This window comes from Dickeya fangzhongdai (assembly GCF_002812485.1).
GTDB lineage: Bacteria > Pseudomonadota > Gammaproteobacteria > Enterobacterales > Enterobacteriaceae > Dickeya > Dickeya fangzhongdai.
This window is the reverse complement of the sequence record NZ_CP025003.1, coordinates 395,777-419,026: the sequence shown is the minus strand read 5'-3', so window position 1 is coordinate 419,026 and position 23,250 is coordinate 395,777. Positions and strand designations below refer to the sequence as shown.

Genomic DNA, 23,250 nt, shown 5'->3' with positions numbered 1-23,250 from the left:
CACCTGACGCAGAACCAGTTTGATGCGCTGGTTAGCGGTTTATCCCCGCTCTCGCGGGGAACACGCCGTGTCCGTCCGGCTGTAATTCCGGCAGCTCGGTTTATCCCCGCTCTCGCGGGGAACACATCCCGGAGTCCTGCCAGCTGGCGGGTCTGCCCGGTTTATCCCCGCTCTCGCGGGGAACACGTGACGAATACCACCAGAGATTCATGACAACGCGGTTTATCCCCGCTCTCGCGGGGAACACGGCAACGCCAACTGGCTGACGGGTATACCTCACGGTTTATCCCCGCTCTCGCGGGGAACACTCTAAAAGTATATACCTGTTTTATAAGGCATTTTAAAGGCAGGAAAATTCCACCGATTTTACCCGGTTGTTAAAGAACATTAACCTATTGATTTTCAACAGGGTGAAATGAGACTAACCGCAGTCCGTCGAGGTCCACCGGCATCCGGCGGTTTTCACCGAAGGTCTGGAACTCGAAACCGGATTCGGTATTGGTGGCCCAGGCCATCACCACGTTGCCCTGCTCCGCCAGTTCCACCACCTGTTGCCAGATCATCTCCCGCACCCGACGCGAGGTGTCGCCCACATATACGCCGGCGCGCACTTCCAGCAGCCAGACCGCCAGCCGACCGCGCAGGCGCGGCGGCACATTCTCGGTGACCACCACCAGCATACTCATCCGCCATGCCCCCGGTGACCGGCGTCGCCAAACGGCGTCGGCTCGGGAATGGCCGGCGGTTGCGCGTCCGGCGGTGCCTGTGGCGGCGCGATCTCGCCGGCGGCCAGCACGTCTTCAATCAGCGGAATCAGTTTGGCCAGCGTCTGCTGGCTGCGGAAAATATCGCGACACGCCACCCGCACGTCGCGATCCGGTTCCAGCGGATTACGGGCGGCAATCTCGAACGCTTTAGGCACCACGCCCTCGAACTTGATGATGTCGGCGATATCGTAGACAAACGATAACGGCTTGCCGCTGTGGACAAAACCGATGGCGGGCGCGTAGCCTGCCGCCAGTACCGCCGCCTCGGTAATGCCGTACAGGCAGGCGGTGGCGGCGCTGATGCACTGGTTGACCGTGTCGCCGCGTTCCCAATCTTTCGGGTCGTAGCGGCGGCCCTGCCATTTCACGCCGTACTGCTTCGCCAGCAGGCTGTAGGTCTGGCGTACCCGCGCGCCTTCAATGCCGCGCAGTTGATCCACCGAGCGTCGACTCGGCGCCGGTTCGCCAAAACGCAGCTCAAACATGCGTCTGACTACTTTCAGCCGCAATTCTTCATCCAGCGCCAGCTTCGCCTGATACAGCAACCGGTCGGAACGCGCGCCGCCCGGCTGCCCGGCGGCGTACAGCCGCACCCCGGCCTCGCCCACCCACACCAGCAACGTGCCGACGGTAGCCGCCAGCTTTGCCGCCGCGTGGGAAACGCGGGTGCCCGGCTCCAGCATAATGCAGGCCACCGAGCCGACCGGGATATGGGTGCGCACACCGTTTTTGTCGATCAGCACAAAAGCGCCGTCAATAACGTCAATCTGCCCGTATTGCAGGAAGATCATCGAGGTACGGTCTTTTAGCGGCAGCGGGTTAAGCGGAACAAACGACATTCACCCTCCCGTTCAGGCGCGTCGCAACAGCAGCAGCCCACACCCCAGCGACCGGCTTTTGCCCAGCCCCTGACTGACCGCCTGGGCAAAACGCCCGGCGTCGGTGATACGCAACAGGCCGTCGAAATCCACCGAACTGAAGCTGACCGGCGCGGTCTGCTGCGGTTTATACAGCCGATGACGCTGATAACCGTCAACGCGACAGGCGTTCACCTCAAACCCGCAGCGCTCGCCCTGACGCGCCAGCCAGTCAGCGGCGGCCTGTTGCTGGCGCGGCCAGATCTCCGCCTTGTCCGCCCCTTGCGCTTTGGCGTGGTATTTGGCGTCCATCAGCACATCACTCCGCTGCCGTTGGCGCGTCACCACCGGATTGGCGCGCAGGGAAAACGCCAGTTGCATCCCGACGCTCAGCTGTGGCTGCCAGGGTTTGGTTTCCACCACAAACAGGTTGTGATCCTGCCGGGGCGCGCAGGCCGAGAGCAGGTAATAGCGGCTAAGCGTCGCATGGTCGTCCTGCCGAAACAGAAAACCGCGTTGCGCTTCCTGCGGGAACAGTTGCCACAACCACTGATGGCTGGCGTAGACCGGCGAGGTCTGCCACTTGTCCGCCATCACCGATGGCAGCGCCGCCGGTTGCAGCGTCACCCGGGAAAAGAACATCACTGACCTCCTTTCAGCACGCCGCGATACTGTACCCGCGTGGTAAATTGCCAACGCCGACGGCTGGCGGGCTGATCGCCGCGCAACACCTGCATCACCCCGTCCGCCGCCACATCCTCACCCGCTTCCCAGTAGCAGGTGCCGTCCGGCTGATTGATGAACTGCAGATCCGGGTCGTTTAACAACGGCGACCCATCAACCTGTTGCCATACCTCAGGGAGCGAGCCGCTGAACAGGTGCGGCGCCATCGGCAACGCCAGCGGGCAGCTTTTGCGGCCGAGATACAGCGGGAACACCGGCGTGCGCAGCGCGTCGGCCAGGTGCGCGAGCGTGACCGGCGCGCCGTCGGTGGCGCTCACCGCCACGTGGTAGTAGGCGTCGCAGCGGTATTCGCGGGCGGTCAGCAGCGTTTCCAGCCCTTGCGCCGGGTCTGAACACAGCTCATCGCGACGGGTGTGGCGCACCCGCTTGCGTTCTTCACGCGGCATTTGCACGGTATGGTAGTCACGCAGCCAGCCCTCCCGGCGGGAAAGCGGCCTGACCGCGAAGCGGTAGTGGGCGTTGAATTGCGTCAGCCGTTCTTCGTCGTCGCGCCGGATGCCGAGCGCCGCCGCCAGCAGCCCCAGCAGCGCGGAACGGCTGGGCACCGGCGAGGTATGGCGCACCTCGCCCACCGCCGGTTCCCCCCAGGACGCCAGCGGCGCGTAAAGCTGAAACACCAGATACTCAGTCATGCCGCCCTCACTGGCTGATGAAATCCAACAGTTGCGGCAGGCTGCCGGCTCCGGCTTCCACATCCAGCACATAGTCGGTCATGCCGTCGGCGCCGTAGGCGCGATTGAACTTCTCCTGCTGGTTTTTCAGCGCGCTAATCGCCGTTTCCAGCGGTTCGGCGCTGCGCACCGGTTTGAAAAACGCCACCGACAGCGCGCGCGGCTGCGCCGAGCCACGTTCCGCCAACACGTAAGAGGCATACGCGCGGGAGGCGAAACTGTTCTGCTTGCCGGTGGGCGACACGGTGAGCGCGGTTTCCCCCAGCGCCCGCAGCGTGCGCTGCACCAGCACCTCGTCACCGCCGAGGTTTTCCCGCAGCCGGTCGCGGTCGATGCAGATATATTGATAGAACAGCGCCGAGGCAAAGCCTTGCTCGCCCATATGGCCGGAGCCGCTGTTGTCCTCGCCGGTGTTGAGGTCATCCACCGCGGTGAAGAAATCGTCTTCTACCGTCACCGCGCTGACGCCCAGCGCGTGCGCCACCTGACAGGCGGCCTCCACGTTAAATTCCGGGCTGGACGCCAGCATACGGCCGAACAGCGCGATATCGACGCTCGCCACCTCTTTGCGCAGCAGTTTCAGCTCTTCGCTGTTGGGTTCGCGGGATTCGGCAATCAGCGCATCCACCAGTTGATCCACCCGCGCCCGCTCCGGCACGCTGACGTGCGCCAGTTGTTCGATGTCGAACTTCTCCAGCGGGTCGGGGCTGTTTTTCTCTTCTTTTTTCAGCTTGCCGAACTGCCCGGCAATTTTCTTCGCGGCTTCCTCCGCGGTTTTGGTCGCCACGCCGCCGTCGGTAAGCGCCTTATACACCACTCGCCCCAATTGGCGGGTACGTTTGCCTATGTGCTCGCCCAAGGCGGTTTCAAACACCTCGGAGGTGCGCCAGGCGCGTTTGAGACTTTGTGACGACACCCGCAGCCGCTCTACCCCGCCGACGATGGCGGTTTTCGGGCGGCCGGTGTCGTCCCGGTTCAGGTTGGCTGGTGCGTAAGCGGTCAAAAAATGCAGTTGAATAAAGGTGGTCATGCCGGTTCCTTGTTGTCGGTCGGGTGATTTCCGGTCGGTTCGTTGGCGGTATGGGCTGATGGCGTATCGTCCGGCGCGGGATCCAGCGACGTCTGGTTGTATTCGCAAGCCCAGCGCACTGCGTTGCGTTTTAACGGATTGGGTTGTGCCGGTAGGTTGTGCTGTCGGTCGTACCATTCGTCCATCCACAGCAGAATGCCGTCGGCCAGCGACGGCAGATTGACCCCGTCGCTGCCGCGAATCGTGACGGCGCGGATCAGCAGGCGGCACAGTTCCTCCGGCGTCTGCGCCCTCAGCAGGCGTTCAAAGCGCAGTTCGGACAGGTAGCGCCGGTCGCTGCCGGCAGTGACCTTTTCCCCCAGTTGCGCGGCGAAACTTTTCTTGCCGTTATGCTCGTCCGCATGAACCGCCACCGCCGCGAATATCGCCACCGCCAGCAGGCGATGTTCCTTATCGCCGATTTGCGACGCCAGTATCCGCGCAATCCGTTGAAATCCTGGACAGGTCAGCGCGCCATAAGGGGCGGCGGCGCGCCGCAACGCCGCCCGATCCGCCCGCCCGTTGTAGTTGTCGTTATGCCGGTTCTGTAATGCGTAAAACCAGGCACTGATTTTCGCCGCCGCCGGCGCGTCTATCACCAGCAGCGTTGCGGTATTACCCATTCACCGCCTCCTCCTGAGGTTGCATTTGTTTAAACTGCTTCATCGATTTCTGACCGTAGAACAGCTTCACCATGTCGCTGCGTGCTTTCACCGCCTGCGTCAGGTCGCCCAGTTGGTCCGGGTTGCCGAACGTCAACCGGTCAAAGGTGCCGAGCAGGTATAAATAGAGCTGGTTCTGCCAGGCTTTCAGCGCGCTGATGGCGCACTTGCCGCTGGCGATGGAGCGGTAAAGCTGGCGGAAAAACTGTTCGGTTTCCTGCCAGAACGACACATCGATAATACTGAAATCGCCGCCCACCTCTTTCGGCCGACGGAACCAGGCCGCCTTCACCGACTGGCGCAGCAGTTGCTGAGCCTCGTGAGCCATCTGCAAGCCCAGCGGCAGGTAGTCGTGCACCGCCGGGGGGATCTCTTTCCACACCGGCACATGGTGTTCGTACCAGCAGCGCGCCTTCATGTTGTCCATGTCGTAGCCGAAGCACCACAGCCCGACCTTGTGCAGCAACGGCGCCCGTTGCTGGTTGAGGCTCACCACGCGGGCGGGCAATGTCTGGCTGAGCGCATCCTGCGTGCCGATCACCAGCCCCAGCCAGTCGCGGTACGACAACCCGCCCGGCTGACCTTTTACCGACAGCAACATGCCGTCTTTGTTCGACAGGCGATACGGCGTCAGCGGGTGCTGCCAGTGTTCGTACTGTACGCCGTAGTTTTTGGTGCGGTAGTGCGTCAGCAGTTGCTCCGACTTATCGCCGCACAGGTCGCAATGCCCGGCCTCGGTGTGGCCGAAATCCAGTTCAATGCGACGCGGCATACCCCAGAACGCCTGCAACCGATGCGTGTTTTCCGGCGTCACCTTGTCTTTATCGCCTTCGCTGGTGCGGGTGGCCGCCAGCCAGGGGAACACCGCCGCCACGCAGTCGCCGCGCTCGCCGGGCGTGACGTTGGCCCACAGCTTGCGCCACAGCGGCACCGGGTTTTGCGCGTCGTAAGGCATCAGCAGGGTGGTGATCGGCCCGCCGCCGCGCACGCCGACCCGGTGCCCCACCCCGCCCGACGGCGCGTTGGTTTGCAGCGTGTACAGCGCCAGCGCAGCGCAGTGCGGGCAGATGGCGTTCACCGTGCCTCGCTTGACGAAGTGGTCTTTATTGAGCTTGAGGGTATTGCCGCCCGGCGCATCGATCAGCAAACCGGAAATCGGGCTGTCATCGGCATCCAGTGGGGAAAAGTCCTGCATAAACGAGGGCTTGTCGGCACCGAAATTGAGCGCCGGCGCCAGCGTGTCGAGCGCGCGCACCCAGCCGTCGCCCAGCCCGTCGCGCCAGATGTCCTCCCAGTCTTCCTCATCCGAGGGAGCGTACGCGGTTTGCAACAGGCCGATCAGCAGCTGCCAGGCCGCGCCCTGAAAATCGGGTCGTGGACACGCCAGATCGATAATCCGGTCGTCGGCCAATTGCCGTGGAGAAATGTGGGTGCGGTGTCCGTCCGCGCCCACTACGGGTAACCAGGGTGTGTCAATCAGTGAAAACATGAACCTACCTCTTCAGTAAGGCCTCATCCGTGAGGTCGTCATGATTCCTGTTATTGTTTTCTGCCCCGGCGCGGCCAGAGTTCGCGCCAGTGGCACCGATGTTTCCCGGTGGTTTTTGGTGTAGAGCAAACAGTTGTGTTTTCCATGTTTTTACCGCCAGAGCGGTAGACATGGATATTAATTGTTATAGATATCGGTATTGGAAACATGTGCAATTCCTGAACAAAGGTTGTCTAAAGCAGGACGCACAATTATTATGATCAATGCCACTCGACCCATTTCTGTGTGCCCCGCGACTTCGGTAACGGTTCACCATTAATGGGTCAACTCATCACCTGCACAGACTTTACCTCATAAAAAACAAAAACAGAAGGGTGCATCAATTTATTCAACTATATTTTTATCTACACTTTCACAAAGTTTAATTTTTTCTCATAGTCTCTATTGCTAAAGTAACTTCCTTCCCCGGGCAATCGGGGATGAACCGGGTACATCAATGTATTCAGCTACGTTCCCCGCGCCAGCGGGGATAAACGCTCCAGACACCTCTCGGCATCGAGACTGTCGGGGCGACCACAGGGGTGAGGTGTCCCTCCGGGAACCTCCCCCCTGTGTTTCCCCTGATACCCCAGCCATCGCGAACTTGCTTCTTCAACATGTGATCTGGCTATCGGCCACCGGGGTTAACCCCTGTCGCTCGCTATAAAACGCCGCCGCTTCGCCCAGCGCCAGCAACAGCACTTCGGCGCCGGGGCGGTGCAGTTGTTGCCGGAAGCGCTCCAGCGCGTCGCCCTGTAAGGTCGGCCACTGTTTTTCGTGCTGTTGCCACCAGTGCTGGCGCACCGACAGGCGGCTTTTCTCCCAGCCAAATTCCCCCTCACCGGCATAGGGCTGAGGTAAAGCGTCGTCGCTGTCCGCCCGCCATGCCAGATAGACATCCTGCGATGTCTCGCCTGAGCGGGTGAACAGTTCGGCGTCATCGCGCCAGCCGCGCTGACCGGCGGCGGCGCAATACCCCAGCTCAAATGCCAGTGACGACTGCGACGCGATGGTACGATCGCCCAAACTTTTCCCTTCAGCCTGATAGCCGCGCTCCTCCAGCGCCGCCGGTGCCGGTATGCGTTGTTCATAAACGCTGTCTATCAGCAAACGCGCCTCTTCCGGCATGCGCAGCGCGCCGCATTCTCGCAGCATCGCCTGCGTGCGCCACAGCACCGCATGATGCTGATACACCGCGCCGGTACCGCTCAGTTCCACTCCCAGCCAGTCAGGACCGGCCTCGGGCTGCCATTGCGGCGCCAGAACCCACAGCACCGGCGGGGCGCGGTCATCCTGCTGCGGCGCAGCGTCGTCCAGCTGTTTACAACGACCATCTGCCCGGCGGATATGACGTTGCAGGCGCCCGGCGCGCTGGATCAGCAAATCCACCGGCGCCAGATCGCTTATCATCACATCCACATCAATATCCAGCGACTGTTCCACCACCTGGGTGGCGATCAGCACCTTGCCGCGCCGCTGTGCGCCTGTGCTGTGCTTGCCGAAGCGCTCAACCGCCGTGTCTTCAATCACCATGCGGTCGCAAAACGCAAACCGGCTGTGGAACAGCAGCACATCGTCCGCTGTTATCTCGCTGCACTGGCGCAACTGCCGCCAGGCGTCAATCGCCTCATCCACCGTGTTGCGAATCCAGCAGACGCACTGCCCGGCGGCCACCGCCTGACGAATCAACGCGATGGCTTCCGACCGGCGAGACAGCCAGTCAACCGTCACCGTGCGCCGGACCTCGGCGCGGGTTTCCACCGGCCACTCCCGCAGCGCCTGCGCGCTCACCTGGGTAAACCACGGGTATCCGGCCTGCTCCGCCAGACGGCCGGGCGGTTGCTGCATCCCCCGACAGAACGCCTGCACCAGCCGCTCCCGCTGAGACGCCGCCAGCGTGGCGGTAAGAATAATCGCGCTGCCGCCCTGACCGGCGTGGAAGGTCAGCAGGCTTTCCAGCAGACGGCCGGTATAAGCGTCGTAGGCGTGCACCTCATCCAGCAGCAGAATTTTTCCGCCCAGCCCTAACAACCGCAGCGACTGGTGGCGAAACGCCATCACCGCCATCAGCGCCTGATCGAGCGTACCGACGCCGACATCCGCCAGCAGCGCTTTCTTGCGCGAGTCGGCAAACCACTGATTGCAGGCGGCGCTGGCGCTGTCTTCATTATCCGGCCCGTACCGCATCTGCCCCGCCTGCGCTGGCCCCCATAGCGACAGGCGGAAATCCGTCACCATGTCGCGCGCGCCGTGCGCCAGCATCAGCGATGGCGCCACTCGTTCGTCAAACAAGGCGCGATACGCCTTCGCCAACCGCCGGTACATGGCGTTGGCGGTCGCCATCGTCGGCAGGCCGACATACAGCCCGTCGCCGCGACCGGCGCTCATCAGCCGGTGCGCCAGCGCCAGCGCGGCTTCGGTTTTGCCCGCCCCGGTGACATCCTCCAGTACAAACAGCTGCGGGCCAGGCGCGTCAATCTCGACCGCCATCGCCTGCTGCTGCAACGGCGTCGGCCGGGTGATAAAGGGAAAGAGGTTGCGCATTCCCGTAAACGGCGCAGCCACAGCGGCGGCCGGCAGGCGAGACACCGACCGCTCGGCCTGCGGCAACGCGCATTGCCGCCAGTATTGCGCCAGCGTCAGCGTCGGCTCCGCCCGATAGGGGAAATCGTCCTGCGATGAGCCAAGCCAGTCCGCCAGTACCACGCTGCCTGCCAGCGGCCAGCTTTTCTGTTGCAACAACACCCGCCAGTTTTTGTCGCTAAAACTATCGGGAAATGCCGTTAGTTCAGGAAACACGGCGTGCAGATCGGCCAGATAAGCCTGTGCGGCCAGAATATCGTCAGGGTGGAAAGCCAGCGCGCCGTTGCCCTCTTCCCGCGGCGGCTGTCCATGATGGCCGCATACCAGCCGCAGCCATACATCCATCGCGTAATGCAGTTTTTCCGGTCGGGATGTGGCGGGCAGCCAGTCCGTTTGCTCCCGCCAGTTGTCATGCAGCTTAAAACGCCACAACCACAACCCCAGCGAGTCATGGCGCATTGAATAAGCCTGCCCCGCCCCACGCACCAGCGGCGCGGCAGGGTTCTGGTAGAGCTGTTGAAAACCACGGGCGAACTTGCCGATATCGTGCCAGGCCAGAAACCAGGCCAGCCATAACGCGGCGCACTCTTCATCCAGTCCCAACGCCTGCAAATGGTCACGGACATGAAAACGGTTATTTTTCACCAGCCAATAGCCACAGGCCGCCACATCCAGACAGTGATAAGGCAATAAATGATAAGGCGCGCCGTTTTCGTTATTGGAAAACGTTCGGGCTTTTCCCCAGTAACGAAAATAGGACTCAGACAACAGTTCCGAATGGACTGCCTCGGGCATCGGCTTACCTCACCACTAAAAACACGTGACTATTTATTAAGTATGGAAAACAAATAGGCGGTGACAAGATAATTTTTATAAATAAAAAAGCGACTTATCACATATGTGACATTCATTAGCCGATGAATAGCATTTGAGAATAAATATAACGTTATCCCAATAATAATTATTGGAAATTATTTCGCATTCCGGCGAGATAATTATTTTCTATGACCGCAGTTCCGGCTTTTTTATTGTCATAAATTCAACCAGCTGCCATTAGCGACTTCCCCGGATTACGCCGCTATACAATCATTCTTCAAGTTGCAGGTGCGTCGGCTTTACTACACTACTCCGCTCATCCCTGAGCCTCTCCCCGCGGGCTGGATACCCACAAAATCAGTTAGAGAATGAGAGGCGTCCATATAATACATGACTTCATGACTTAACTTCACTTATGGTGGTTTTGATAATGACTTCAGGAAGTGACGTCGTGAGGCGAGGGAATGAAAGCGCAGGTTTCATCACTACGGAAGAGGCAAAAAAGTACGCTTGAACAGGTGTTTAAATCGCCCGTCCAGTCAGGCATCAAATGGGCCGATATCGAGTCACTGATAAAGGCGCAGTAGCCAACCTGCGCGACTGGCTTGAAAGCATAGGAGTGAAGCCATGAGCAAACCATCCACGCCAAACACCATTGAGATAGCCGGACAACTGGCTGTTATCAGTTATGTGCCGGAACTTGGCGCATTTCGTGGCAAGTTTCTGGGTCTGACCGGCTATTGTGATTTTGTGTCGGACAGCATTCAGGGGCTGAAAAAAGAAGGTGAAATCTCACTGCGCGAGTATCTGGATGACTGCAGCGCAGCGGGCATTGAGCCATACGTCCGCCAGGAAAGGATTAAAACATTTACGTTACGCTACCCTGAGTCGTTCGGGGAACGTTTGAATCAAGCTGCTGCCGAGCAGGGAACCTCTGTCAACGCCTTCATCATCGAGACGCTAAACGAGAGAATGAAACACGCGTGACGGCGGTTTCAAACTGCTTAGGGTATACACCACAACCATAAACCGCGTTCCTGATGAGCTTTTCATGCCCCTCGCCGATCAACGAGTTGATTAGCTAAACCGTTTCTTCTATTTTAGCCAACAGTTTAACTATCCCCGATAAAGAGTGTAATTATGTCTCACAAAGTATGGGTAATGGGCGATGCGGTGGTCGACCTCATTCCGGAAGGCGAGGAGCGCTATCTGAAATGTCCGGGGGGCGCGCCCGCCAACGTCGCCGTGGGCGTCGCCCGATTGGGCGGACACAGCGGCTTTATTGGCCGCGTCGGCGAGGACGCGTTCGGTCACTTCCTGCGCGACGTACTGGCCCGCGAGCAGGTGGATGTCCGTCACATGCAACCGGATGCGGAACACCGCACCTCCACCGTGGTGGTGAGTCTGGATGCCCAGGGTGAGCGCACCTTCACGTTTATGGTGCGCCCCAGCGCCGATCTGTTCCTGCAACCGTCCGACCTGCCGGCGTTTCAGCGCAGCGAATGGCTGCACCTGTGCTCCATCGCCCTGTCGCGTGAACCGTCGCGCAGCACGGCGCTGGAAGCGATAACGCGGATTCGCGCCGCCCAAGGATGGGTCAGTTTTGACCCGAATATCCGCGCCGACCTGTGGCACAGCGAGCAGGAGTTGAGAACCTGTCTGGATCAAGTGCTGGCGCTGGCGGACGTAGTGAAACTGTCGGAAGAGGAATTCCGGTTTCTCAGCGGCAGCGAGGACATTCGTCAGGGCAGCGCCAACCTGATGGCCCGATACCCCATCAAGCGGTTGCTGATTACTCAGGGCGGCGACGGCGTCTGGCTGCATGACGGCCACCAGTTGCGCCATTTCCTGGCGCACCGCGTCACCCCGGTCGACACCACCGGCGCGGGCGACGCCTTTGTCGCCGGCATGCTCGCCGCACTGGCCGGCTACGATAGCCTGTACCAGATTGACGACTGGCATACCGTACTCACGCAGGCGCAGCGCTGCGGCGCGCTGGCGACCACCGCCAAAGGCGCGATGACGGCGCTGCCGTTCGCCCATCAACTCACCGCCTCGCTATAGCCTTTCAGAGCCTGTTCCCGACGACCGCATTGCACCGTCGGGAGCGGGTTTTGTTGTCATGATCACAGTTAGCACAGCAAGAAAACAAAATTCCTTGCCAACCCCTTCGGCCCCATTTAGCTTTCGCTGCATAACCGGTTTAGCAATTTAGCAAAACAAAAAAACCATCTGACCATCCAAGGGAAAACCCAACATGATAAAGCCAGGTTATCTTGCCGCCGCCGTGGGACTCGCACTCTGTACCTCTCAGGCGCTGGCAGCCCCTTCTGATAGCATTGAAGCGCGTCTGAACGCGCTGGAGCAGCGTCTGTTGCAGGCGGAGCAACGCGCGAAGCAAGCGGAAGCCCGCGCCGACGCCGCCGAAAAACAAGCTAAACAACTGGCGGCTCGCACTGCGCAGGTCGAGCAGAAAACCCAGCAGGTGGAACAAACCACCCAGCAAGTGGCGCAGCAAACCCAACAGGTCGCGGCGCGCGCCACGCAAAACGAACAGCAGACCCAGCAGGTAGCGCTGAAAACCGACTCGCTGGCCAGCAAGCGCAGTATCGCCGATGGCTTTGAGTTCCACGGTTATGCCCGTTCCGGCCTGGCTATCCACGATTCCGTCACCAGTTCGAAGGCGAACATCGGCCCCAGTATGACGCCGGCCGGTGAAACCGGCGGCCATGTCGGCCGTCTGGGCAACGAAGACGACACCTACCTGGAACTGAAGCTGGAACACCGCACCAAACTGGATAACGGCGCCACCACCCGTTTCAAAGTGATGATGGCGGACGGCCAGCGCAGCTATAACGACTGGACCGCCAGCACCAGCGACCTGAACGTGCGCGAAGCGTTTGTGGAGTTGGGCTCGCTGCCGACGTTCACCGGCGCCTTCAAGGACACCACGCTGTGGGCAGGTAAGCGTTTTGACCGCGACAACTTCGACATCCACTGGATCGACTCCGACGTGGTGTTCCTGGCAGGAACCGGCGGCGGTATCTACGACGTGAAACCGGTGGATGGCTGGAAAACCAACTTCTCCCTGTACGGCCGCAGCCTCGGCGAGATCACCACGCTGGACAATGAGATCCAGAACTACATCGTCACCAGCAATAACTTCGTCGGCCCGTTCCAGTTCATGCTGAGCGGCCTGCGCGCCCGCAACAACGACATAAAAGAAAATACCGGGCGCAACAACGCCAACAACGTCACCAACACCAATGCCGGCGACAGCGGTTATCACGCGCTGGCCGCCTGGCACGGCGACAGCTTCTACGGCCTGCGCGACGGGACGTCCAAAGTGGCGCTGCTGTACGGCCACGGCCTCGGCGGCGAAGTTAAATCCATCGGTTCCGACGGCAACCTGACCCAGAATGCCAGTACCTGGCGCCTGGCGACCTACGGCACTACCGCGCTGAATAAAACCTGGAGCTTCGCCCCGGCGATTCTGGCGCAAAGCAGCAAAGATCGTTACGTTCAGGGGGATGACTATCGCTGGGTGACATTTAATGCGCGCTTTATTCAGGAAATCACCGAAAACTTCGCACTGGCCTATGAAGGCAGCTATCAATATATGAATCTGGATCCTCAGGGATACTTATCGCGTAATCAGGTAAGCGGCGGGTTCTACAAGCTGACTTTCGCCCCGACGTTCAAAGTGGGCGATATCTCCAATTTATTAAGCCGTCCGGAACTGCGCGTCTTCGCCAGTTACATGGATTGGGACAAGCGGCTGGATAACTACGCCAGCGACGACGCCTTCGGCTCCACCGGCTTCAAAGCCGGCGGCGAATGGACCTTCGGCGTCCAGATGGAAACCTGGTTTTAACGGTTAACGCGGCCGTCACCGGCAAGGCTTATGCTACCGGTGACGGGTGACCGCACACCTGTTATTGATAAAAGAGGAATACTATGGATATTCATGCCACTGCGGCATCCCTGATTCCCTTGCTGGGCGGCAGGGAAAATATCGCCAGCGCCGCGCACTGCGCCACCCGCCTGCGGCTGGTGCTCAACGATGACAGCCTGGCCGATAAAACCGCCATCGAAAGCGTCGAGGGCGTCAAAGGGTGTTTCCAGAATGCCGGCCAGATGCAGATCATTTTTGGCTCCGGGCTGGTGAACAAGGTCTACGCCGAGTTCATCAAGGCCGCCGGCATCAGCGAAACCAGCACCGCCGAAACCGCCACGCTGGCGGCGCAAAAGCTCAACCCGCTGCAACGGCTGGCGCGCTTGCTGTCGAACATTTTCGTGCCGATTATCCCGGCGATTGTCGCCTCCGGCCTGCTGATGGGCCTGCTCGGCATGATCAAGACCTACGGCTGGGTCGACGCCGGCAGCGCCATTTTCGTGATGCTGGATATGTTCAGCTCCGCCGCTTTCATCATTCTGCCGATTCTGATCGGCTTTACCGCCGCGCGTGAATTCGGCGGCAACCCTTATCTGGGCGCGACGCTGGGCGGCATCCTCACCCACCCGGCGCTGACCAACGCCTGGGGCGTAGCCGGCGGTTTCAAGACCATGCACCTGTTCGGTCTGGAATTCGCCATGATCGGCTATCAGGGCACCGTGTTCCCGGTATTGCTGGCGGTCTGGTTCATGAGTCTGGTGGAAAAGCGCCTGCGCAAGGTGGTGCCGAACGCGCTGGATATCATCGTGACGCCGTTCCTGACCGTGATCATTTCCGGCTTCGTCGCCATGCTGGTGATTGGCCCGGCGGGCCGTATGCTGGGCGACGGCATTTCCTTAGTGCTGAGCACCCTGATTGCCCACGCCGGCTGGCTGGCCGGGCTGCTGTTCGGCGGGCTTTATTCGGCTATCGTCATCACCGGCGTGCACCACAGCTTCCATGCTATTGAAGCCGGGCTGCTGGGTAACCCGTCCATCGGCGTCAACTTCCTGCTGCCGATCTGGGCGATGGCTAACGTAGCGCAGGGCGGCGCCTGTCTGGCGGTGTACTTCAAAACCCGCGACGCTAAAATCAGAGCCATCGCCGTGCCGTCGTCGCTTTCCTGTCTGCTCGGCATTACCGAAGCGGCGATCTTCGGGATTAACCTGCGCTTCATCAAACCGTTTCTGGCCGGGCTGGCGGGCGGCGCGCTGGGCGGCGCCTGGGTCGTCGCCAACCACGTCAACATGACGGCGGTCGGGCTGACCGGCATTCCGGGCCTTGCCATCGTACAGGCAGGCTCAATCCTGAATTATCTGATTGGCATGTTGATCGCCTTTGGCGCAGCCTTCCTGATCTCTCTGTTGCTGAAATACAAAACGGACAACGCATAATGAAGGAAATCCATCTGTTAAAACGCATGGCCTACGCCCTGATGTCCGGACCGTCACGGCAAACCTATGACCCGCATCGTCCGCAGTGGCACCTGTCGCCGCTGGTCGGGCTGCTGAACGATCCGAATGGCTTCGTGCAGCATAAGGGGCGTTACCATCTGTTTTATCAGTGGAATCCGCAGGCCTGCGCCCACGGCGCCAAGTTCTGGGGGCACTGGAGCTCCGCCGATCTGGTGCACTGGCGTCACGAACCGGTGGCGCTGGTGCCATCAGAAAGCTATGAAAGCCACGGCTGCTACTCTGGCTCCGCCGTGGTGGACAACGACGCTCTGGCGCTGATTTATACCGGCAACGTGAAATACGACGACGGCTCACGCACCGCGTATCAGTGCCTGGCGCGCGCCAACGACGACGGCGAATTCGACAAGGTCGGCCCGGTGCTGTCATTGCCGGAAGGGTACACCGGCCACGTCCGCGACCCGAAGGTCTGGCGTCATCAGGACAACTGGTACATGGTGCTGGGCGCACAGGATGTGGATTTACAGGGCAAAGTGCTGCTGTATCGGTCATCCGACCTGCTGCAATGGCATTCTCTGGGTGAAATCGCCGGCTCCCGCCTCAACGGGCTGGGCGATTTCGGTTACATGTGGGAATGCCCGGACCTGTTCGCACTAGAAAACCATGAGGTGTTGATCTGCTGTCCGCAAGGGCTGCCAGCCGAAGAAGAGCGCTACCTGAATACCCATCAGTCCGGTTATTTCATCGGTTCGCTCGACTACGACAACGGCAGTTTCCCCCATCAGGCGTTCCACGAACTGGATCTGGGCTTCGAATTTTACGCACCGCAAACCACGCAGAGCGAAGATGGCCGCCGTCTGCTGTTCGGCTGGATGGGCGTGCCGGATCAGGACGAATTCTTTCAACCGACAATCACGCACGGCTGGATCCATACCATGACCTGCCCGCGCGAACTGACGCTGCGCGATGATCGGGTTTATCAGCAACCGGCGCGCGAGCTGCAAAGCCTGCGTCATCTGGAACATCTGTGGCAGGGCGTCGCTAACTACGCGCCCGCGCTGCCCGCCAGCAGCGCGGAACTCATGCTGGACACACAGGGTGAATTTCAGATCAACTTCGCCGGGGTGATGGTGCTGTGCTGGGACGGCGAACGCCTGACCCTGAGCCGTCGCAATCGCCGCACCAACGAGCCGGAACACCGTTACTGGCATGACGGCCCGCTGCACCACTTGCAGATTCTGTGCGACCGCTCCAGCGTGGAAATTTTTATCAACCACGGGCAGGCGGTGATGTCATCACGCTATTTCCCCACCAGCGACGCCATGGTCAGCTTCAGCGGCTCGGGTCGCATCACGTTGCAACACTGGCTGTTGGCACCGTGCGTGATAGAATAAGGTTCCTTTTCATGCCATTAAAGGCACATTGTTCTCTAAAGATACCACGGTGAAACAGACCAAACGCGTCACAATCAGCGACATCGCACGACTGGCGGGAGTATCCAAATCCACCGCCAGTCTGGTTCTCAATGGCCGCAGCAAAGAGTTCCGCGTTTCGGACGAAACCCGTGACCGGGTGCTGGCGCTGGCGCAGCAGCAACGCTATCAACCCAGCATCCACGCCCGCTCTTTGCGCTCCAGCCGCAGCAACACGCTGGGGCTGGTGGTGCCGGAAATGACCAACTACGGTTTTGCGGTGATCTCCCGCGAACTGGAGTGCCTGTGTCGGGAAGCCGGGTTGCAATTGCTGATTGCCTGTACCGATGAGAACGCCAGCCAGGAAATGATGGCGGTCAACAGCTTGATTCAGCGTCAGGTGGATGGCCTGATCGTCGCGTCCAGCATGCTGAGCGATGTCGAATACCAGAAGATTAACCAGCAGTTGCCGGTATTGCAGTTCGACCGGGTGATCGGCGAGTCCGACCTGCCGATGGTGGTCTCCGAGGCGGTGGAATCGACCGCCACGCTGGTGGAAAACATCGCCCGTCAGCATCCGGACGAATTCTATTTCATCGGCGGTCAGCCGCGCATTTCCCCCACCCGCGATCGATTGGCCGGTTTTCAGCTCGGGCTGGAGCGCGCCGGCGTCGAGTGCCGCCCGGAATGGATTATCCACGGCAACTATCATTCCAGCGCCGGTTACGAGATGTTCGCCCAACTGTGCGCCCGCCTCGGCCGCCCGCCCAGGGCGCTGTTTACCGCCGCCTGCGGCCTGCTGGAAGGGGTGCTGCGCTACCTGAACCAGCACAACCTGATGGACTGCGACATGCGGCTGTGCAGTTTTGACGATCACTACCTGTTTGATTGCCTGCCGATGAAGATCGATACCGTGGCGCAGGATTGCGAGACGCTGGCGCGCAACAGCTTCGGGATGATCAACGCGCTGATTGAAGGGCAGCCGTTGCAGGAAAGCCGCGTGTATGTGCCGACCCGCCTGCACTGGCGTCACCCGGACTCCCGCGCCTGAAGGCGATGCATCTGGAAGACCTCACTGAAGAGATAGCGTGACAAAAAGAGAAGCGCGACAAAAAGTAGCTTGCGAGGCTGGCGACCGGTAAGATAACCGACAACTGGTTATATTTACAGGTATGATAATGAATGCCCAGACCTTTGAAGAGCAAAAGTTTAGTGCGGATCGCTTCACCCATCAGCGCGTCGAAAACTGTAAATTCCATAATTGCGACTTTGCCGGCTGCGATTTAACTGATACTCAGTTTTTGGACTGCCAGTTTTTCGATCAAGAAAGCCAAATGGGCTGTAATTTTTATAGAGCGACATTGAAAGACGCCAGCTTTAAAAACTGTGATTTGTCGCTGTGCAATTTCCGCTCGGTGAAGGCTCTGGGCATTGAAATACGCGACTGCCGGGCGCAGGGCGCTGACTTCCGGGACGCCAGCTTCATGAACAGGATTACCGCCCGCACATGGTTTTGCAGCGCCTACATCACGAAATCAAATTTAAGTTACGCCAACCTGTCGGGCGTCATACTGGAAAAGTGTGAGCTTTGGGAAAACCGCTGGACGGGCGCGAATGTCAACGGCGCCAGCTTTGTCGGCTCCGATTTATCAGGGGGAGAGTTTACTTCTTTTGACTGGCGTTCCGCCGACTTTACGCAATGCGATTTAATCAACTCAGAATTGGGGGAGCTTGATGTGCGCTCGACAAACCTCGAAGGCGTGAAGTTAGATAATTATCAGATAAATACGTTGATGGAGCGTCTTGGAATAATCGTGATTGAACAATAGTTGAAAGCCGCAAGAATCCGTCAGGCGCCGCCAGCTCTCTCGGTTTATTCGCGGCAGCGTGCAAAAAACCAGACGCCCATAAAAAAACCACCGCCGGAGCGGTGGTTCAGTGCAGGCAGCAAACCGCGACTCAGCGTGCTTTCTCCGCGCCCATCAGGCCAATTTTGAGATAGCCCGACTCACGCAGCGAATCCATCACCCGCATCAGGGTTTCATAATCCACACTCTTGTCTGCCTGAAAGAAAATGGTGGTGTCTTTATTGCCCAGGGTTTTGGCTTCCAGCGCCTGAGCCAGCGTCGCTTCGGTGATCGCATCGTCGCCCAGATAGAGCTGTTTATCGGCCTTCACCGTCAGGAACACCGGTTTTTCCGGGCGCGGCTGCGGCGTGGCGCTGGAGGCCGGCAGGTTGACCCGCACATCCACCGTCGCCAGCGGCGCCGCCACCATGAAGATGATCAGCAGCACCAGCATAACGTCGATAAACGGCGTCACGTTGATGTCATGCATTTCACCGTTTTCACTCTGCCCGTCGTTCAGATGCATCGCCATCGACTTACCCTACCCGCAGTTTCTGCGCCGGTGAAGAAGAGGCGTTGCCGGTACTGGCTGCAATATCCAGATCGCGGCTCTGCAACAGCAGAATCTGCGCGGCCACATCGCCTACTATCGCCTTGTAGCTGGCCGTCCAGCGCGCGAACACGTTATAGATCACCACCGCCGGAATCGCCGCGACCAGACCGACGGCCGTCGCCAGCAGCGCTTCGGCGATACCCGGCGCCACCACCGCCAGATTGGTGGTCTGCGACTGGGCGATGCCGATAAAGCTGTTCATGATGCCCCAGACGGTACCGAACAGACCGATAAACGGCGCGATAGCGCCCACCGTCGCCAGATAACCGGTGCCGCGCCCCATCTGACGCCCGGTAGCCGCCACCCGGCGTTCAAAACGAAACGCGGTGCGCTCTTTGATGCCGTTATTGTCGTCGGAACGTTCGGACAGCTCCTGCTCATTGCGGGCATCCGCCAGCAGTTGCAGCGAAACGCTGCCCGGCTTGAACACGCCGGCGATATCCGACGCGTCATCCAGCGAGCGGGCATCGTCCAACGCCTGATACTCTCGACGGATGCGCTTTTTGGCGCTCATCAGGCTGGCGCTCTTGCCGAAGAAGATCGCCCAGGTAACCACGGATGCCAGCAACAGGCCGATCATCACCGTTTTTACCACCACGTCAGCGTGCTGATACATTCCCCAGACGGACAGATCCGTGCTCATCAGGCTGCTGACGGCTCCCGGCGGCGCGGACGGAGCAACCGTCGCCGCTGCCGTGCCGGTCGCGATCGGCGCCGACGTCGGCGCGGCCAATGCGCCGCCTGCCATGCCCAGCAACGCGAACGCCATCAGACGATGAGTAAAGCCCCCGAACACACGGCCGGACTTACGCCAGACTGATGATCCCCGTTGGTTAATATTCTTGTCAGCCGTATACACGCTGTGCCTCCACCAATCATTTTCATGCCACTTTAATCTGGCGAAAATGATACCAAACCCAGAATTAATTGATAGTCGTTCTCATTATTATTTACGCATTTTGCTGCACGCTTTACCTCTAACGCGCCGTTTCCCGGCACATTCGCTGCATCGCATCAACGACATATTCATCTTGATAAGAAAAGCCGCCCCCCTGTCATCCCAGCCGTGATAACGTACGGGAATAGACGCAAGGAATGTTTGAGCTACAGGTGATGCCGTATGACGAGTAAAAAAATCGCCACCGCGCTGGTGGCCGCCGGGCGCAGCAAAAGAGTGACCCAGGGGGCGGTAAACCCGGTGATTCAGCGCGCCTCTTCGCTGGTATTCGACAGCGTGCAGGACAAGAAACACGCTACCATCAACCGCGCCAAAGGCGCGCTGTTTTACGGTCGCCGCGGCACCCTGACCCACTTCGCTTTTCAGGACGCCATGACCGAACTGGAAGGCGGCGCGGGCTGTGCGCTTTACCCCTGCGGCGCCGCGGCCACCGCCAACGCCATCGTATCGTTTATCTCGGCGGGCGATCACCTGTTGGTCACGGGTTCCGCCTATGAACCGACGCAGGATTTTTGTAACAAAGTGCTGAACAAAATGAACATCAGCACCACCTTTTTCGATCCGATGATCGGCGGCGACATCGCCAGTCTAATCCAACCCAATACCCGGGTCGTGTTTCTGGAATCTCCCGGTTCCATCACCATGGAAGTACAGGACGTTCCGGCGATTGTCGCCGCCGTGCGCCGCGTTAACCCGGATATCGTCATCATGATCGACAACACCTGGGCGGCCGGCGTGCTGTTCCGGCCGCTTGATCTTGGCGTAGATATTTCGATTCAGTCCGGCACCAAATACATCACTGGTCACTCCGATGTCATGATTGGCACCGCCGTCGCCAACGCGCGCTGCTGGGATCAACTGCGCGAGCAGTCCTACCTGATGGGGCAAATGGCCGACGCCGACAGCGCCTACATGGCCAGCCGCGGGCTGCGGACGCTCGGCGTCAGGTTGCAGCAGCATCAGGAAAACGGCTTGCGCGTGGCGCGCTGGCTGGCGGAACGCCCGGAAGTGGCGACGGTCAACCACCCGGCGCTGCCCGGTTGCAAAGGGCATGAATTCTTCGTGCGGGATTTCAGCGGCGCCAACGGCCTGTTCTCATTCGTGCTGAAAGAGAAGCTAAACCGCGAGCAACTGGCCCATTATCTCGACCATTTTAGCCACTTCCGCATGGCCTATTCCTGGGGCGGTTTCGAATCGCTGATTCTGGCTAATCAGCCGGAAGAACTGGCGGCGATTCGCCCGGCAGGCGGCGTCGACTTTACCGGTACGCTGGTACGGCTGCACATCGGCCTGGAAGATTGCGACGATTTGATCGCCGATTTGGAAACCGGCTTCAGGAGATTGCGGGAAATGTGACGCCACTATCCCTCCGGCCCCCTGATGCCGCTGTGGTAAGTGAGGCAAAGCGTATATGATGAACAGTAACAATGATGATAATACGTTTACCTTTTTTACCCTATCCTGATGCTCGTCTTTTCAGGCTTAGAGCCTATCCCAATAGGCGTCATTGGCGCAGCCAGTTTGGACGCGGACAGCGCGCAGAACCCGGAGCGTACACGTAGTACGTGAGGAGTTCGAGCACTGCCCAGGTCCAAAATGGCAAGTAAAATAGCCCTATTGGGATAGGCTCTTAGTGCGGCGTATTTACGCGGCTTCAGGGGTTATAGCAAACCAGACAGGATGCGATATGAGTGTTGTTCATGAAATTATTCAGGCGCTGTGGCAACAAGACTTCAGCGCGCTGGCCGATCCACGTGTGGTATGGGTCATTTATGGCGTGCTTTTCACCACCCTGTTTCTGGAAAACGGTTTGCTGCCCGCCTCCTTTCTGCCCGGCGACAGCCTGTTGCTGCTGACCGGCGCCATGATCGCCAAAGGCGTGATGAGCTTTATTCCCACTATGGTGCTGTTGACCGTGGCCGCCAGCCTCGGCTGCTGGCTGAGTTACCTGCAAGGGCGCTGGCTGGGCGATACCCGGCTGGTGAAGAAATGGCTGCATCAGTTGCCGGCTCACTATCATCAACGCACCCACAACCTGTTCCACCAGCATGGGCTGGCAGCGCTGCTGATTGGTCGTTTTCTGGCGTTCGTGCGGACCTTGTTGCCGACCATTGCCGGGGTGTCCGGACTGAGCAGCACCCGCTTTCAGATTTTCAACTGGTTGAGCGGTTTTCTGTGGGTCACCGGTATCGTCACGCTGGGCTACGCTCTCAGCCAGATTCCGCTGGTCAAACGCTATGAAGATCAGGTCATGACCGCGCTGTGCATTCTGCCGCTGGTGTTGTTGTTCAGCGGGCTGGTGGGGATGCTGCTGGTGTTGTGGCGTAAAAAACGGGCGATGGCCTGAGAAATACAATTACCGGCGGAGCAAACACGCGCCGCCGGATAATCGATATGCGGTTCATGCGCGGTTCAACTGCTCTCCACCACCCCTGACCCCGAACGCAGTCTGGCGACTTCATCGCCTGGCGTAACGCCAAAGAAGCGCTTGAATTCCCGGCTGAACTGCGAAGAACTTTCGTACCCCACCTGCATGGAGGCCGCATTGGCTTTCAGCCCGTCATGCACCATCAACAAACGCGCCTTGTGCAGCCGGTAGGACTTCAGGTACTGCACGGGCGAGGTGTTGGTCACCGCCTTAAAGTTATGGTGAAACGCCGACACGCTCATGTTCACTTCCATTGCCAGCCGCTCCACGCTCAGGTTGTCCGCGTAATGGTTTTCGATATAGCGCAGCGCGCGGGCAATCTGGCTGAAATGGCTGTAGCGGTTCATCAGCGCCTGTAACGAATCGCCGCAGGGTCCGCACAGCACATGGTAGAGAATTTCACGCACAATCCACGGCCCCAGCACCCTGGCGTCGCGGGTGTTCGCCATCGCCTCCAGCAATCGCTCCGTCGCACACAGGATGGCCTCGTTAAGCGGCACGCTGTTGATGCCGGCGCTATCGGCACGTCGTTTCTCGCCGCAGCCGTCATCCCCCATCTCGATCAACAGATCTTGCAGAATCGGGATATCCACCCGGATGGAAATGCCGACCAGCGGATTTTCCGGGCTGGCGAAACTTTCGCACTCGAACGGCAGCGGCACCGTCATCAGCAGGTAGTTGTCCGGGTCATACTGGAAGACCTTGTCTCCCAGATACCCCACCTTGTGACCCTGAAAAACGATCACGATACGAGGGTCGTACAGCACCGGCGCCCGCGCGCCGTGGCGGTCGATGTAAATCACCTTGACCTGCGGAATCGGGGTCTGACTGACGCCATTGCCGGCGGTGTGCAGCATCGCCAGATTGACCAAACGCTGGCGTGGGCTAGGACTTTGCATATATTCATCTCTTACTGACAACGGAAATAAAGTGACATATATGTGCGATA

The 23,250-nt window shown here is 59.5% G+C and carries 20 protein-coding genes, 1 pseudogene and 1 CRISPR repeat array (1 of these 22 running past the window's edge); of the genes and pseudogenes, 10 read left to right on the top strand and 11 right to left on the bottom strand.

Annotated features, from left to right (window positions below; translation table 11 throughout):
- Positions 1-308: a CRISPR direct-repeat array (repeat unit 29 nt); it reaches 1,187 nt to the left of the window's first position.
- A gap of 84 nt (positions 309-392) precedes the next feature.
- The 8 genes from cas2e to CVE23_RS01920 all read right to left on the bottom strand — a co-directional run bounded on the left by cas2e (position 393) and on the right by CVE23_RS01920 (position 9,676).
- Complete coding sequence (gene cas2e, locus CVE23_RS01955) at positions 393-686, bottom strand: type I-E CRISPR-associated endoribonuclease Cas2e (RefSeq protein WP_012883104.1); 294 nt, start codon at positions 684-686, stop codon at positions 393-395.
- Positions 683-1,606 carry a type I-E CRISPR-associated endonuclease Cas1e gene (gene cas1e, locus CVE23_RS01950; protein WP_100848747.1) on the bottom strand — a complete coding sequence of 308 codons (924 nt, stop codon included), beginning with the start codon at positions 1,604-1,606 and terminating at the stop codon, positions 683-685. The genes cas2e and cas1e overlap by 4 nt, the downstream gene beginning before the upstream one ends.
- Before the next feature lie 12 nt (positions 1,607-1,618).
- Positions 1,619-2,266 (bottom strand): type I-E CRISPR-associated protein Cas6/Cse3/CasE, encoded by a 648-nt coding sequence (cas6e, locus tag CVE23_RS01945; protein WP_100848746.1) that lies wholly within the window; start codon positions 2,264-2,266, stop codon positions 1,619-1,621.
- Positions 2,266-3,000 (bottom strand): type I-E CRISPR-associated protein Cas5/CasD, encoded by a 735-nt coding sequence (gene cas5e, locus CVE23_RS01940; RefSeq protein ID WP_100848745.1) that lies wholly within the window; start codon positions 2,998-3,000, stop codon positions 2,266-2,268. The genes cas6e and cas5e overlap by 1 nt, the downstream gene beginning before the upstream one ends.
- 7 nt (positions 3,001-3,007) lie before the next feature.
- A complete protein-coding gene (gene cas7e / locus CVE23_RS01935) occupies positions 3,008-4,069 on the bottom strand; it encodes a type I-E CRISPR-associated protein Cas7/Cse4/CasC (protein ID WP_100848744.1) in 1,062 nt (353 codons plus the stop codon).
- On the bottom strand, positions 4,066-4,731 hold the full coding sequence (gene casB, locus CVE23_RS01930) for a type I-E CRISPR-associated protein Cse2/CasB (RefSeq protein WP_038917608.1): 666 nt from the start codon (positions 4,729-4,731) through the stop codon (positions 4,066-4,068). The genes cas7e and casB overlap by 4 nt, the downstream gene beginning before the upstream one ends.
- Positions 4,724-6,259, bottom strand: coding sequence for a type I-E CRISPR-associated protein Cse1/CasA (gene casA / locus CVE23_RS01925; RefSeq protein WP_100848743.1), 1,536 nt, complete (start codon positions 6,257-6,259; stop codon positions 4,724-4,726). The genes casB and casA overlap by 8 nt, the downstream gene beginning before the upstream one ends.
- A gap of 651 nt (positions 6,260-6,910) precedes the next feature.
- Positions 6,911-9,676 carry a CRISPR-associated helicase/endonuclease Cas3 gene (locus CVE23_RS01920; RefSeq protein WP_100848742.1) on the bottom strand — a complete coding sequence of 922 codons (2,766 nt, stop codon included), beginning with the start codon at positions 9,674-9,676 and terminating at the stop codon, positions 6,911-6,913.
- 485 nt (positions 9,677-10,161) lie between these two features.
- On the opposite strand from CVE23_RS01920, the pseudogene CVE23_RS22965 reads away from it, so the two are divergent.
- The 8 genes and pseudogenes from CVE23_RS22965 to CVE23_RS01885 all read left to right on the top strand — a co-directional run.
- Positions 10,162-10,278, top strand: a pseudogene (locus CVE23_RS22965) (type II toxin-antitoxin system HicA family toxin); the annotation flags it as partial.
- A gap of 46 nt (positions 10,279-10,324) precedes the next feature.
- Positions 10,325-10,684 (top strand): type II toxin-antitoxin system HicB family antitoxin, encoded by a 360-nt coding sequence (locus tag CVE23_RS01915; RefSeq protein ID WP_049855234.1) that lies wholly within the window; start codon positions 10,325-10,327, stop codon positions 10,682-10,684.
- 153 nt (positions 10,685-10,837) lie between these two features.
- Complete coding sequence (locus CVE23_RS01910; protein WP_038917605.1) at positions 10,838-11,761, top strand: aminoimidazole riboside kinase; 924 nt, start codon at positions 10,838-10,840, stop codon at positions 11,759-11,761.
- A 193-nt stretch (positions 11,762-11,954) separates the two neighbouring features.
- Complete coding sequence (locus CVE23_RS01905) at positions 11,955-13,571, top strand: carbohydrate porin (protein ID WP_100848741.1); 1,617 nt, start codon at positions 11,955-11,957, stop codon at positions 13,569-13,571.
- Between the two features lie 83 nt (positions 13,572-13,654).
- Complete coding sequence (locus CVE23_RS01900) at positions 13,655-15,025, top strand: sucrose-specific PTS transporter subunit IIBC (RefSeq protein WP_038663021.1); 1,371 nt, start codon at positions 13,655-13,657, stop codon at positions 15,023-15,025.
- On the top strand, positions 15,025-16,437 hold the full coding sequence (locus CVE23_RS01895; protein ID WP_100848740.1) for a glycoside hydrolase family 32 protein: 1,413 nt from the start codon (positions 15,025-15,027) through the stop codon (positions 16,435-16,437). Before CVE23_RS01900 ends, CVE23_RS01895 begins: the two co-directional genes overlap by 1 nt.
- Before the next feature lie 49 nt (positions 16,438-16,486).
- Positions 16,487-17,506, top strand: coding sequence for a substrate-binding domain-containing protein (locus tag CVE23_RS01890; protein WP_100850388.1), 1,020 nt, complete (start codon positions 16,487-16,489; stop codon positions 17,504-17,506).
- Between the two features lie 127 nt (positions 17,507-17,633).
- Entirely contained in the window at positions 17,634-18,284 is a 651-nt protein-coding gene (locus CVE23_RS01885; RefSeq protein WP_038917601.1) for a Qnr family pentapeptide repeat protein, read from the top strand.
- Positions 18,285-18,414: 130 nt separating this feature from the next.
- On the opposite strand, the gene exbD is transcribed toward CVE23_RS01885, so the two are convergent.
- The gene (exbD, locus tag CVE23_RS01880) at positions 18,415-18,834 is read right to left on the bottom strand and encodes a TonB system transport protein ExbD (RefSeq protein WP_038663030.1); all 420 of its coding nucleotides are present in this window, start codon (positions 18,832-18,834) and stop codon (positions 18,415-18,417) included.
- Positions 18,835-18,838: 4 nt separating this feature from the next.
- Positions 18,839-19,774: a tol-pal system-associated acyl-CoA thioesterase gene (gene exbB, locus CVE23_RS01875; RefSeq protein ID WP_072093571.1), complete on the bottom strand. Its 936-nt coding sequence runs from the start codon at positions 19,772-19,774 to the stop codon at positions 18,839-18,841.
- A gap of 261 nt (positions 19,775-20,035) precedes the next feature.
- On the opposite strand from exbB, the gene metC reads away from it, so the two are divergent.
- Together metC and CVE23_RS01860 are read left to right on the top strand one after the other, a co-directional pair.
- On the top strand, positions 20,036-21,229 hold the full coding sequence (gene metC, locus CVE23_RS01870) for a cystathionine beta-lyase (protein ID WP_100848739.1): 1,194 nt from the start codon (positions 20,036-20,038) through the stop codon (positions 21,227-21,229).
- Positions 21,230-21,560: 331 nt separating this feature from the next.
- Complete coding sequence (locus tag CVE23_RS01860; RefSeq protein WP_038917599.1) at positions 21,561-22,220, top strand: DedA family protein; 660 nt, start codon at positions 21,561-21,563, stop codon at positions 22,218-22,220.
- 65 nt (positions 22,221-22,285) lie between these two features.
- Here the strand turns inward: CVE23_RS01860 and CVE23_RS01855 are convergent, their stop codons facing one another.
- Complete coding sequence (locus CVE23_RS01855; RefSeq protein ID WP_100848737.1) at positions 22,286-23,200, bottom strand: AraC family transcriptional regulator; 915 nt, start codon at positions 23,198-23,200, stop codon at positions 22,286-22,288.
- Between the last annotated feature and the right edge of the window lie 50 nt (positions 23,201-23,250).